The organism is Endozoicomonas sp. ALB032 (genome assembly GCF_049310125.1).
Classification (GTDB): domain Bacteria; phylum Pseudomonadota; class Gammaproteobacteria; order Pseudomonadales; family Endozoicomonadaceae; genus Endozoicomonas_A.
Genome location: NZ_JBLYNW010000001.1, coordinates 3,544,556 through 3,557,650 on the forward strand (window position 1 = coordinate 3,544,556; position 13,095 = coordinate 3,557,650).

Consider the following 13,095-nt stretch of genomic DNA (forward strand, 5'->3'; position numbering starts at 1 on the left):
TATAAGCCCTTTTCTTCAGGGTGGGTAGCTGAGGTGCGGATGTTTTTAAACCGACTCGTCGATTAGCGCGATTGTATCTTGTAGTTCTTTGGATAAATTTAATTCTTCACACCGTCTAAAAAAGGGTTCGTATCCACTCATTATTGTTCGTATTTTAATAAGTATTGTTCTCACTTCATTTTCTATATCACTTGTAGTCATTGCATCAAATTCGGAAAAAGCATAGTCGAGACTAAAACCGTGAGCTATTTCAGTAACTTGAATTGCCATATCAATTTGCATTTCCATACTCATTTCAGTTGGAGCTGTTCTTTGTGAAATTCGAAAAAATAATTCTTTTGGTGTTATGGGATTGGGCTGGCGACGACTTAATAATATAGAATGAAAAAATCTTAGGTGTGCCATGAGTTTAATCAAACCTGAAGCTTTGCTAATGTTCTGACAAAAATCCAGCTGTGTCATTCCTGATCTCCGGGAGTCTACAAGCATCTTGTCATGTAACTTCAATATTGAAGCTTCTGAAAAAGATATATTGCCAAGTACGATAAATAACAATACATACAGTTTTTTCCTGGCAATCATTGGGTTAATAACTCGTCTGTTGGATAACACTACGACATAATACTCATGCTTCCATGCGGAGGAAAAAATATCAGTCTTTTATACAAATCATATTTGCAAGACCTGGTGAAGATACATTAAACGCACAAGCGGGTGTCCCCGAGCTGCTTTTCAGACAAGCAGCACCGACGCTGGCAGTCTGGCCGTATGATAGAGCGAGTCCGTCCGTATCAGCTGGTATCAGACTTAGAATCCATTGGCAGGCGAGCAGCCCGCAACTGGAGTACCGTCTGTCAGCAAATAGATTTATGCCGCAGGATTACTGCTTTATTTTTTCTTTAACATCATCGTATACGCCTTCGAGTCCGGCTCTTTTACCGAATTCAAAGTCAAACCAGGCTTTATCGGCAAAGCGGGGATAGTCCGCTTTCACATAGGCATAATCCGGTCCAACGAGCATTTCAAAATTCCGTGCGAGGCCGACGATCGCAACCAGAGTCAGTAAAATAATTGCCAGCAGCTTGAACATACTTCTTACCCCAACGAATCTGTTTCTTCGATATTAGCAGAATGATTCTTTCAGGCTCGGTGTACTGTTGAGAATTCTCTTAACAAAATTCAGGCCTCCCTCAACGGATGAAGGAGACCCAGGGCATTAGTTCTGTGAGCGATAAAATGCCAGTGCAGCGGCCGCTCCGTTTTCATCAGAACCCAGAACCGCCTGCAGGGCACCCAGACAGCACAGAACATGGGTCTGGTCGGCGCTGCAGCCCATCAGCCCTATCCGCCAGACCTTTCCAGCCAGATCACCAAGGCCTGCACCAATTTCCAGGTTGTACTTTGACAAGAGTTCACTTCTCACCCGGGCGTCGTCGATACCATCAGGAATCCTGACCGCATTCAGCTGGCTCAGACGTTCATTTTCAGGAACAACCAGTTCCAACCCCATGGCTTCAAGACCGGTTGCCAGGGCCTGATGATGAAGCTTGTGGCGGCGCCAGGCGTTTTCGATACCTTCTTCCTGCAAAATAACCAGAGCTTCGTGGAGGGCATACATGGCGTTGACAGGCGCAGTATGGTGATAAGCCCTTTTGGCCCCCTTACCCCAGTATCCCATGATCAGATTCATGTCCAGGAACCAGCTCTGGACTTTGTGCTTGCGGCTGGCAATTTTCTCCACAGCTTTTTCGCTGAAGCTCACCGGAGATATACCTGGCACACAGGAGAGACATTTCTGTGTGCCCGAGTAGATAGCATCGATACCCCAGGCATCTACTTCCAGCTCAGATCCACCCAGTGACGTGACCGCATCAACGATGGTAAGGCAGTTATTCTCTTTGGCCAGACGACAGAGTGTTTCTGCATCAGAGCAGGCACCGGTAGAGGTTTCTGCATGAACGAAGGCCAGAATTTTGCTGTCCGAGTGAGCCTGAAGCGTTTTTTCAACTTCAGCCACATCAACAGCACGACCCCATTCACCCTGAACAATAACGGGTTCGCCACCTGCCCGCTCGACGTTTTCTTTCATACGGCCACCAAAGACGCCGTTAATGCATACCACTACCTTGTCGCCTGGTTCGATCAGGTTGACAAAACAGGCTTCCATACCGGCAGAGCCGGGTGCGGAGATGGGCAGTGTCAGGGCATTGCGGGTCCTGAAGGCGTACTGAAGCAGCTCCTTGACCTCATCCATCATACGGACAAACTCAGGATCAAGATGACCGATAGTGGGTCGGGACAGAGCCTCTGTAATTCGAGGGTATACATCTGAAGGGCCCGGGCCCATCAGTGTTCGTTTGGGCGGATGAAATGATTGAATGGTCATGTCTTGTTCTGCTGTTGTTGACCTTTTGGTCAGGTTTATGACAAAGGGGTGTGTATGTAATACACATTTTATCAGTAACTATCAATGTTCAATTTTTTTTGAGCACTGTATACACTTTTCGGCAAACCTTTGCCAGAAATATGGAGTGGCCATGAAGCCAGAACGCTATGATGTCATCTTTGAACGTGCCTGTGAACGCAAGGGGGGAGAAGCAGCCGTTGAATCCTTGCTGGTAAAACCCCTTTCCAATGACCAATTAAGAAGTATTCCGGATGACCGCTATCTTGCAGAACTTACCCGCAAGGTTTTTCAGAGTGGATTTGTCTGGAGAGTTGTGGATCAGAAATGGCCTGACTTTGAGGAGGTATTCTGGGGTTTTGATATTGACAAGTTGCTGATGATGCCTGACGACATGCTGGAGCGAAAAGCAACTGACCCTAAAATTATTCGTCATCTCAAGAAGGTCTGGAGCATCCGGGAAAATGCCCTGATGATCCATGATGTACGACAGAGAGAAGGTAGCTTTGCACAGTTTGTCGCGCTCTGGCCTGAAGATAATATCATTGGGCTTTGGGCCTATCTGAAAAAACATGGCAGTCGTCTGGGCGGCAATACCGGCCCCTATGCCCTGAGGGCATTGGGCAAAGATACCTTTCTGATGACACGGGATGTTGAAGGCTATTTTCGTGCTATGAAAGTCATTGAAGGCAGTGCGACCAGTCAGAAAAGCCAGAAAGCCATCCAGTTATTCTTCAATCAGCTCAGGGAGACCAGTGGTCGATCGTTGGCCGAACTTAGCAGAATATTGGCTTTTGGTGTCGGTGATAACCATGTTCAGGCGTTGGCTGACATGGCACACTGAATAAAATTTTATTGGTCAGCAAAGTATCACGATTGGCCGTCCTCCATCGGAGCCACAGCCTGCCCTACCTGCCCTGAGAATAAGTCAGATCAAAATGGCACCGCCATGCTAAGCGGGTATACATCAGTAGGCAAGTTTCTGAAGAAATAATGTTTTTCAGGGTCCTTCTGACTTCTCAAATCAGAACGCTAAATATCACCCAGCATATTTTTGAGATGAAAGCGTCCGATGTCCAGCTCCGGTGTCCAGAAGTCTACTTCGTGCAGGTATTCCATCTTGGCGCTTAGTTTTTCCAGTTCGGGTTTGATTGCTCTTGAACGAAACAGAGGGTCATTTACCTGTCGGACAATACAATCAGCGTAGGCTTGGTAGGTCTCTGACTTGTCTTCTTCAGGGAGTCTCAGGGCCTGCTCGAGGTCACGATAAGTTCCGATAAAATCACCATCAAGGAGTTTTTCTTTGGCTTGTTCACGGAAATAGGCCGTGGTCACTGGAATGGCAAACATAGCCAGATCTTTTGACCAGATGTGTTTCAGCCTGAGAGCTTCAAGCTGACGTATGATGTTTTTAAGCGGAACCTGATTTTCAAGTTCATGGTTCAACAGGCCCAGCCAGGAGCTTATTTGAATTTCATCAATGGCCTCGGTAAATTCATGGGGGGCATCTCCCAGGGCATAGAAACGCTCTATGGCCTTAATAGCAGGAACAAAACTTCCGTTACCATAATGAATCATCACCGCAATAAAAGCTGCTTTGCCAGCAATCTTTAGCTTCTTTTTCCCTTTGGGCTCCTCACTCCAGCGAATGAGAGAGTCCTGAATGGCCGAATTATTGGCGCGAATATAATCCAACTCCTGATTAATTTGTTCGGGCGAGTATTCATTGACCAGCATGAAACAGAAAAGAGATTCCAGCAGCTTGATCTGATTCTGGGCAACGGCATCCTTGAGTTTCTGACTCAGCTCGGCCCGAGTCATTTTTTCTGATAGACCCGGGTAAGGGCTGTTGCTCTCTTCTGGCATAACGTTTTCAATGGGTTCAGCTGCTTTATTCATGGTTCCTTCCGGTCTGTCACACCTTAAAAAACACTCTGTTTTGCAGGCGATGTGGCTTATATCGGCCATATTTCCGGTATCTGAGAGCAGCTTGTCAGTTTATGCCTCTTGATTCAGTGATTTATACCCATCGTGCTTTCTAACTTCTGTGTAATGCATATACATCGCCGTATTCCCATAAACCCGGAAAAATCAACTGATGAATGGGTAAATTGTTGATTTACTTCACCCAGAGCCGATAAATCGGTCATTATTGTGACTCAGGAATAGCGATGAAAACAGGACCACGCCTGCCGAATGATCAGGTTCAATCTGATCAGATGCCTCGGCAACAGGACTTGGATTCAGGGCGTTTTAAGCACTGGTTAGTCAAAAGTACGGTCGGTCAAACTTTTCTGCATACGCTGTCTTTAGCAATCACTCAATCCACAACTTTGCTCAGTCGGGTAACGCAAATTATATTATTGCCTTTGCTCCACCTGATTGGTCATGGAGAGCTTCTGTCAAGCAGAGTGCAGAAAATTGAGCAATCGAAATCAGAGCCGCAGCAAAGATTACCGTTTTTGGTCATGAATCTGATGTCACTATCAACCCGGTTTGATGGTGAAGATAAGGCAAGACTTTATGATTTCAGTGACGGCTGTTGCTGTGGTCTTGCCTCAAGCTACGTACTATACGAGCGGATGGGGTGTGCAGAGGAATATGATGAACTTTTGAGCACTGTAAGTCAGGATCCGGTACTGGGCTGGGTATTCTGGAATAACCACTATGATCATCTGGCGGATGCTATTCTGGATGCCCAGCAGATGTTTAAAGCCGATCCTGCCACGCAGGATCATCAGGCGCTCTTGTTATTAAAACTGCGGCCTTTTTGTGAATCGTTACTGGCTTTTCAGGCACCCGCAACCACGACGTTGCAGGAAGAAGTGCCTGTGCAAAATACAGAGAAGACTGCACAATGGATTGTCTCAGCGGCTGGTAGCAGTACTCCGGTCTTACATTCAACTCCCTGGTACCCCATTGGGCTTACCCAATCCGGGTTGCGCTTATTATTAAACAAGATCGCAGAAACGATTCCGGAAGGCCGGGGAAGCCGTCTTTTTCATCTCCAAACCGGCAAGCATATCCTATCTCTGAAGCTGACTCCCGAAGGATTTGAAATCAGGGATCAAAATATTCGTAACTATAAGGAGTTATTTAAAAAGGAACGGGACTTGTTCGCCTTCGCCGCTGGCTGCCTGGCCGACTCTTTAAACACCAGTCAAATCTTTTCATCAGGCACAGCGATTCCAGACGAGTCAACGGATACCGTATTTGCCATCAAGGAATTCACAAACCTTTCATCAGCCAGCAGCAACTCAGGACACAGGCGTCTAGAAATCCTGTTAGCGGAAATTCCGGAATCCGGGCTTTTACCCATAAATCATCGTAACCCTCATAATTTCAATCAGCTGCTACTGGCTGTTAAATGTGGAACCAGTGAAGTGGCTGAAACAGTGATGGTTAAAGCCACGGAGGTCGCAGACATAGAACCAGGCTTTTTCAATCAGCAAGATGATTTTGGCCAGACTGCCCTGACTTGGGCTGCACTCCATAATTATACAAATGTCGTGGATAAGTTGTTAGATCAGCCGGGCATTCGTACCAATCTACCCAGACAAGATGGTGCAATACCATTACACTGTGCCTGTCATTATGGTCACGCCGAAATAGTGGAAAAGTTACTCGTCAGACCTGATGTCCAAATAAATCACAAAACGAATGAGGGCGAAACCCCGATACAGATGGCGATCAAAGCCGGGCATATTGAGATCGTTAAACGTCTTCTTGAAGAAGGTGCTGATATTGAAACATCTTCAGTAGCATTAGCCCCTGAGGCATGTCATGGTGAAATCAGGGAGCTGATAGAGACAGAGCTGAAGAAGCGGTAGCCAGTTTTCCTAAAGCCTGATACCACTCATCATCGTTTTCCATTTCCAAAATATCCACAGCATTTTGCATTTCAGGCCACAGATATACAGATGTAACCAGAGCAATAGCCAACCGCTTGGTCGTATAGGATATCCGTTCGTTCACAAAAGCGGATAGGCGCTTTCTGGAAACATTCACGACCTGCCGTTTTTGTCTCCAGCTTATGAAAATTCGCCATCTCACTTGTTCCCATGAACTATTTCTTTGTAAGTCTGTCGAAGCCCTTATGAGCTTGACCAAGCATATTGCCCGTCCTCGCTATGGGGTCGACAAGAGGGACGCTATTCTCGGTCAGGCTCCTGGATAAATAACCAGCTTGAAGGAATAAGAGTATGCAGGGCATTCGCAACCTATCGGAGAATACTGTCGGTGCAGCTTTCGAATTGAGGTTTTATGGCAATGAGTCCAGCAAGCCTGTTATTTTGTTACAAGCCCGCGAAGACGACAGCTATTACTTCTTTGCCGGCAGATCCGTTAAGGCTGTCAGAAAGGTTTCTGCCTTCTTTTCCAATGCTGACACCTGTTACATTCATACGCAGGACGGCATCTCCCGGTTCCATGCACGCCCTATCTCAGATATTAGGTCTCTGTATCTTCCTATGCCGGATGCTCAGACTAACTCAACAAGTACTGACAATTCCCCGGTCACAATTGACTCTAACTCCGGTGATAGTGTTGACAATAAAACATTACTCCCAGGGAGCGCCGCCCACCCTGAAAAACAACAGCTCTCAACATCGGAAGATTTAACGCCACCGCCTGAGCTCAAACCTGCACAGATTCTGGATCACTCTTACACGATGTCACAGAAGCCTTTAAGCTCAGATACCCCTCTTGTTGGCCAAGCCCATGGCTCTATTATTGCAGTTGCCATGACCAATGATCCGGCAGAAAACGTCACCAGCAACAGTGTCGCCATTGTTCCTGATCAGGACTTCTTTCCATTACTGGCTCTGCCAGAGAAGATTCTATCCCGGATCATGGGTCATTTATCGCACAGAGATGTAACAGCGATCAAAGAAAGCTGTCTGCATTTAAGGGAAATAGCTGCCCCGGTTCTGATTGCCAGGAACATGGCCAGCAGCAAGGTATGGTTCAAACAGTTCGCGCCATCACAACAGCAGATATTCATACAGATCGCCAAAAATTTCAGTGAACCTCAAGTCAGAGCCTGGTTGATGCAGTTTACCCGGGATAAAATGCTGGTGAATCATCTCTGTCGCCAGTCAGACAGGGAGGTGACAGACAACTCTGAGGCCCGGAGCCCGGAAAAGATACCATTGTTCCCTCAACTCCTGTTTTACCGGGTGAGTCAATTTATGATTGACAGTCCGGTTTTGCAGCCGAATTTGGTAGCAGACATTCAGTGTAAGTCCTATTCAGTCGAAACAGCCATACTCAGCCACGACGCCTGCTACCTGGTGACCGATTGTTATGGCGCCGATGGCAGAGCAAAAATTCATGCTCTGGCGGCGAAGAACAGTGACTGCCAGCAGATCCACATTCCCCACGTAGGCAGGGTCAGGCAGGTCATCTGTAGCGCAGATAATCGCCATATACTGAGCTTCTGTACCCAATGTACGGTAAAAATCACCAGCCGTTCTATGGATAACCGCTGGGCAGAGCAACTTTGCATTGTCCATAAAAAAAAGATCAGATCAGCCAGCTTCAGCCCCGACAGTCGGCATGCGGTGACGGTCAGCGGCGATAAAAATGCGTACATCAGTTCAGTAGACCAGGATGGCCGCTGGGCATTAACAGCGACGATTGTCCATGAGGGGGATGTTTGTTCAGCAAACTTCAGCCCTGATAGCTGCCTTCTAGTGACCGCCAGTGAAGACCATACCGCCAAAATCCATAGGCGTGCAGCTAACGGCAAATGGTTGTCGATAACCACCTTGCAACACAAAAACAAAGTCATCTCAGCCGAGTTTAGCCCGGATAGCAAGCATATCATCACTGTCTGGACTAATCAGACTGGTAAGTTTGGACAAACAGCAACGATTTACAGCGTTAACCCTGATGGTTGCTGGACAGAAAAAGCCGACATTAGCCACTCCGACAGGATCTGCTCAGCCACCTTCAGCCCCGACAGCTGCCATGCAGTGACGGCCAGTCTCGATCACACGGGTACCGTCTTCAGTTTTGATAGCGACAACAACTGGCAGAAAAATGCGCTGATCAACCATACAGGGAGGGTCAGCTCTGCCAGCTTTAGCCCCAATAGTCTGCTGATAATAACCAGCAGTGATGATCACTCGGCGAAAATTTACGGGTTTGATACAGACCACAGGCGCTGGACAGAGCAAATGGCCATTATGCATGAAGATAAAATCAATTCTGCCCTGTTCAGTGCTGATAGTCGCCATATTTTGACACTATCGAGCAACGACACATCAGAGCCCAAAAACAATTGTAAAGCCTTAATCCACTCTCTCTGTACCGAAGGGCAGTGGCTGCCTGGCGCCAATATTGAGCTAGAGGGCGGGGTCTGTTCAGGTCAGTTCAACCACGATGGTACCCATGTTGTCATCAACGACTTTTCAGGCGATGCCCAGATCCTTGGCTGTGGCAAAGATGGCAAATGGTCGCGTAAAACTCTCATCCGCCATCCATACTCGCTCAAATCATCAGAATTCAGCACCAACGGTAGCCATCTCGTCACCATTAGCAGCAAGGGGAAGCGGATTAAAGTCTGGCGCCTCTGCGGGGTAGAGGCAGCGCCAACATCCCATTCAAAAGGTAAACGTGCTGCAGCGTCATCGTTATTGTCGCCGCCTCCAAGTAAAAAGGCTCGCAGGTGAACGGTTAGCAAAATCGTCGTAAACCCTCGCCCAATCGAGGGTGTTGTAAAACTTCAACAGCTCGTTCTCACGCTCTGAAGTCGTCATTCCCGCGAAGGCGGGAATCCATCGCCAACGGTGGATCTCTGCCTTCTCGGGGATGACAAGGCCAGGGGGACACCGGGCAGTATGGTTCTGGTGGTGAGTCATTGTGGATTCCCGCCTTCGCGGGAATGACGAGAATGAAGCCGGGAATGACGAGAATGAAGCCGGGAATGACGAGAATGAAGCCGGGAATGACGGGAGTCAACTCGTTCCCAGGCTGGAGAGAGTTTTGCGACACCCTCAATCGGGCGGGGATATAAGACGGGAACGCAGAGCGTTCCGGTTGAGTATTTGTACGTAGTTGGTTGTATTTTCCATCGGTCTGTCTCTATGCAGAGACTCACGGTGACGAAAACCAAGCACTGTTAACAAAAAATTAAGGCAGAGACAACTGCCCAACCGCCCTTGAAGAACCAGACGAGCCCATACCTGAGTGACCCGTTAAGGCTGCGGCAAATCAAACAAAAGACCAATAAATAACCGAGGGGCACCCGGTTACTGCTGATGGAGGCTTCTGTGTAAGTCCAGTCGCTATAGGCTGGCTGTAGCCTGTGAAGTCAGAAGCCTCGCCTGACAAGGCAGGGAGTGTCACAGACTATCTTGGAATAGCCACTTATGATCAAAAATTATTGCCATTTTCAGACGGTGTGCCATTGAGGTTAGTGCGTCTGGTTTGATTTTTGATTGGATTGAGTGCTTAACTGGCAGAAACGCCCAGTAAATACCTCTACGTTGGAGGAATGAAGCCATGAGGTTTCAACCTGCCCCGATTAATTCCAAGGGAAAAAAGATGAAAAAAATCCTTTTATTTCTATTAGTGTTAACTGCTTGCGGACTCAGTAAAGCGGCGCAATACGAACTAAACCGGGATATATCAAGAGTGTCATTTGCTACGGTGAAGTTAGAGTACGTTATTGAGTCGGCTTCAATATCCTCTCTAACGGGCAGTATTAATGAAGCCGGTCTGTTAACTCTGGATATTCCAATCTCTGGCATTGACACTGGCATTGGAATTAGAAATGAGCGCTTGAATAAGCTGTTTTTCCAATCGGATTTATTTCCCAGTGCTAAGGTTTCTGCACAAATTTCCAACTCATTATTAGCCCCTGAGACAGTGGTTAAGCAGCTAACTGTGCCGGCAAAAGTAACCCTTTATGGCCAAACACAAGAGCTGGAATTTCCAGTCAATGTGGTAAAGTGCGGAAATCTATTGTCGGTGGCCAGCACAGAGCCGGTTATCATTCGAGCTTCTCAATTTGGTATTCCGGCTAAAAATCTGACAGAACTGGCTAAAACTGTGGGACAGATCCCGATTTCTGACACCGTTCCTGTCAATTTTTCATTAGTATTCAGCAAATAAAATAGATCTACCTGGAAAGCAGGATGGCGGGATCAGTTCTCTGTTCTTGCTTGATGGCGGCCAACCATCCAGTGCAGCCAAGTGGTATGGAATATACCTCTTGGCTGCACTAATTTTGCTTGGACAGCTCTTTATATTTGGTGACAATATTTTCCAGACTTTTCTTTTCTGTATCCATGATGTCCTGAACACTCTTTGGGACCTTGTTCATGTTTATCTGGCTCATTTCGCTTAACAGTCCTTTTGCCTGGTTGTTCAGCTCTTCGAGCTGACCGGCTGTTAAATTTTGACCCTTATTTCCTCCGGCTGTTAAATTTTGATCATCATCTTTTTTGGTGTTCTTCAGGCGCAGTTCGGCAAATTTTTCGGTGACGGGGTGAGCGGATTTTAGCCAGGGTGTGCAATGATCGAGGGTGTATTGAAAACTGTTCACCCGTGCTACCTTGAAAACACCTGTACCATGGGTTTTCTCGGTAATGCTTTCCAGAGGCACTTTACCGAAAGGCGTGTCATCCAGGCGTACTTTGTATTTACCTTCTGTCCTGTTCTTGAGGTCATTCAGCAGCGTCGTGTAATTCTGGTATTCCTGCTGGGATATAGTGTCCAGTTGTTGATTCAGCCATTGGGATACTTCTTTACCCGAGTTGGGCTCAAGGTCCTGCAGACTCATGGGGTCAAGATGGCCGTGCTCGGACAGGGGTAACATCATCTGACTGACTGCCGCCATTCTCACATTTCTGCCGAGCTGATGTTGGTCAAAGAAACGATAGAAGCCGGTAAGGCTTTCACCTTTTTGGAAAGCAATGTCTTCCAGTCTGTTCCTGAGTCCTTTCTGGGTATCCGAAGCACTGCTTTTGTTACTGAGGATTGAGGAACCTGGTACTTCATGCTTGAACCATTTTTTATCGACACCCCCTTTTTCGGATGCCCCCGTCAGAGCCATGGCTCTCAGATATCGGGTGAAAAATTTCGGCATCTGCTCTTTCCAGGGGGTGTCCTTGCGCTGAGCGAGACTTTTGGACATATATTTTGCCGGTGCATCCAGTGCCGCTTGTCTTTTTCTCCGGCGTCTGGCCGGAAGAGAAATTTCAGTGATAGGAGCGGCTGGCTCTGTCTCAACCTTCTCTGATGGTGTGACAGGCGTTTTCTGAATGCTCGCTGGCTCTTTGCTTTTTGCAGTCGGAGCTACACTATCGGGCAGTGAGCTGGTGCGGACTGGTGGTTTTGGAGGCACTTTTTTAACGGTTCTTTCCGGGGGAGCTTGCTTCAGAAGTTCTTTACCCTTTGTTTCCAGACGCCGATAAAAATGCTTCTGCAAGTCTTTTATCGCAGCGGGATCGTCTGCGAGTTCCGGGATTCCCAGTTTTTGGGCTGCGCCCCTCAGGGCTTCCTGTACGTCAGAGAACGCATCATCTCCCTCAGCACAGGAGCCGGGTTTGAAGGTTGCAATCAGTTCCCGGTACTCTGCCTGCTTGTCCGTTGCCCATGATATTTTGGCCAGGTGATGGTCCAGTAGATTGCTGGTCGCTTTTTGCATAGCGGCAGTCTGAAGCAATGTGTTCGTTGGAGGTGTCGCAGGCTTGCTAATGGATCGACTGGCAACTGATTTAGCTTCCTGGGGTCTTTCAGTCAGCACCTGGCTTCTGGGTCTGAGTCGGGTCTTCTGCTCAACAGAGGGTTGTTTCTGCGGCTTAAGATCGGTCGCCGACGGTGCCTGTCTGCGCGGCTGGGACGATGTCTTGTACATTTCTTTAGGCGTTGGAGGTATAACCCGGACGCCCCGTTTATAGATGGACTTTTTTTCAGGAGTCACCTGATCTCCAGGAGAGAGCATCTTGCTGACGACATCACTCAACGCCTTGACTTTGCCATCCTTGGAAACCCGATTGGTCTGCTCAGGCTGTATCCATTTTGGACCCTGACCTGAGGTTTTGTCGATCAAGCTCATACTGTCCCTGTATGCCGTTTTCTATCCGTTCCTTAAGAATAGTAGAGCATTAGTTGTTCTATTTATTATTGCCTCTGGTTTTTATTAGCTTTTGGCCGCATTTTTAATCCACTTCTTCAGCTGATTGGCGGGCAGGGCACCGGATATACGGCCAATTTCTTTCCCGCATTTGAACACAATCAGGGTTGGGATAGAGCGGATGTTCAATTGCGCTGCAATTTGCTGGTGCTTTTGAGTATCGAGTTTTGCCAGTCTTATGTTGGGTTCGAGTTCACGGGCTGCTTCGGAAAAGGCTGGAGCCATGGCTTTACAGGGACCGCACCAGGGAGCCCAGAAATCCACCACAACCGGTATATCGGTCTGGGCCAGAAAACGTTTGAAATTACCGGAATTGAGTTCTACGGGTTTGCCGTAAAAGAGTTTGTTCCTGCATTTACCGCAAGAGCCCCCGTCTTCCAGGCGCTCTTTAGGGACCCGGTTGGGAGTGCTGCATTTGGGGCAGGCGATTTGCAAGGGCTGAGACATATCATTACCTGGGACAAATGAAGAATTTTACGTGATATATGTGGGGGATTATGACTCGTTAATAGAGCATAAGACCAGATGCATTAATGCAAACTCTGGG

The 13,095-nt window shown here is 47.6% G+C and carries 11 protein-coding genes; 4 read left to right on the forward strand and 7 right to left on the reverse strand.

What is annotated here, in order from left to right; genetic code table 11:
• Positions 1-45: 45 nt before the first annotated feature.
• The 3 genes from ACO6VG_RS13305 to ACO6VG_RS13315 all read right to left on the reverse strand — a co-directional run bounded on the left by ACO6VG_RS13305 (position 46) and on the right by ACO6VG_RS13315 (position 2,386).
• Entirely contained in the window at positions 46-462 is a 417-nt protein-coding gene (locus ACO6VG_RS13305) for a hypothetical protein (RefSeq protein WP_422132731.1), read from the reverse strand.
• 418 nt (positions 463-880) lie between these two features.
• Complete coding sequence (locus tag ACO6VG_RS13310; protein WP_422132732.1) at positions 881-1,090, reverse strand: hypothetical protein; 210 nt, start codon at positions 1,088-1,090, stop codon at positions 881-883.
• Between the two features lie 126 nt (positions 1,091-1,216).
• A complete protein-coding gene (locus ACO6VG_RS13315; protein WP_422474303.1) occupies positions 1,217-2,386 on the reverse strand; it encodes a pyridoxal-phosphate-dependent aminotransferase family protein in 1,170 nt (389 codons plus the stop codon).
• A gap of 151 nt (positions 2,387-2,537) precedes the next feature.
• Here ACO6VG_RS13315 and ACO6VG_RS13320 point away from each other — a divergent pair, with 151 nt between their 5' ends.
• The gene (locus ACO6VG_RS13320) at positions 2,538-3,248 is read left to right on the forward strand and encodes a DNA-3-methyladenine glycosylase I (RefSeq protein WP_422132734.1); all 711 of its coding nucleotides are present in this window, start codon (positions 2,538-2,540) and stop codon (positions 3,246-3,248) included.
• Between the two features lie 188 nt (positions 3,249-3,436).
• Here the strand turns inward: ACO6VG_RS13320 and ACO6VG_RS13325 are convergent, their stop codons facing one another.
• Positions 3,437-4,303 carry a hypothetical protein gene (locus ACO6VG_RS13325; protein ID WP_422137343.1) on the reverse strand — a complete coding sequence of 289 codons (867 nt, stop codon included), beginning with the start codon at positions 4,301-4,303 and terminating at the stop codon, positions 3,437-3,439.
• Between the two features lie 272 nt (positions 4,304-4,575).
• Between ACO6VG_RS13325 and ACO6VG_RS13330 the strand changes: the two genes are divergently transcribed.
• Both ACO6VG_RS13330 and ACO6VG_RS13335 read left to right on the forward strand, forming a co-directional pair.
• Positions 4,576-6,234, forward strand: a complete 1,659-nt coding sequence (locus ACO6VG_RS13330) for an ankyrin repeat domain-containing protein (protein ID WP_422474305.1) — start codon at positions 4,576-4,578, stop codon at positions 6,232-6,234.
• Between the two features lie 372 nt (positions 6,235-6,606).
• Positions 6,607-9,078 (forward strand): F-box/WD repeat-containing protein, encoded by a 2,472-nt coding sequence (locus ACO6VG_RS13335; protein ID WP_422474307.1) that lies wholly within the window; start codon positions 6,607-6,609, stop codon positions 9,076-9,078.
• A 67-nt stretch (positions 9,079-9,145) separates the two neighbouring features.
• Here ACO6VG_RS13335 and ACO6VG_RS13340 read toward each other — a convergent pair whose 3' ends face one another.
• Positions 9,146-9,367, reverse strand: a complete 222-nt coding sequence (locus ACO6VG_RS13340; protein WP_422442249.1) for a hypothetical protein — start codon at positions 9,365-9,367, stop codon at positions 9,146-9,148.
• Positions 9,368-9,910: 543 nt separating this feature from the next.
• Between ACO6VG_RS13340 and ACO6VG_RS13345 the strand changes: the two genes are divergently transcribed.
• Positions 9,911-10,522: a YceI family protein gene (locus tag ACO6VG_RS13345; protein ID WP_422474309.1), complete on the forward strand. Its 612-nt coding sequence runs from the start codon at positions 9,911-9,913 to the stop codon at positions 10,520-10,522.
• Positions 10,523-10,631: 109 nt separating this feature from the next.
• On the opposite strand, the gene ACO6VG_RS13350 is transcribed toward ACO6VG_RS13345, so the two are convergent.
• Positions 10,632-12,470 carry a hypothetical protein gene (locus tag ACO6VG_RS13350; protein WP_422412089.1) on the reverse strand — a complete coding sequence of 613 codons (1,839 nt, stop codon included), beginning with the start codon at positions 12,468-12,470 and terminating at the stop codon, positions 10,632-10,634.
• A gap of 84 nt (positions 12,471-12,554) precedes the next feature.
• The gene (gene trxC / locus ACO6VG_RS13355) at positions 12,555-12,995 is read right to left on the reverse strand and encodes a thioredoxin TrxC (RefSeq protein ID WP_422132741.1); all 441 of its coding nucleotides are present in this window, start codon (positions 12,993-12,995) and stop codon (positions 12,555-12,557) included.
• Positions 12,996-13,095: the final 100 nt, after the last annotated feature.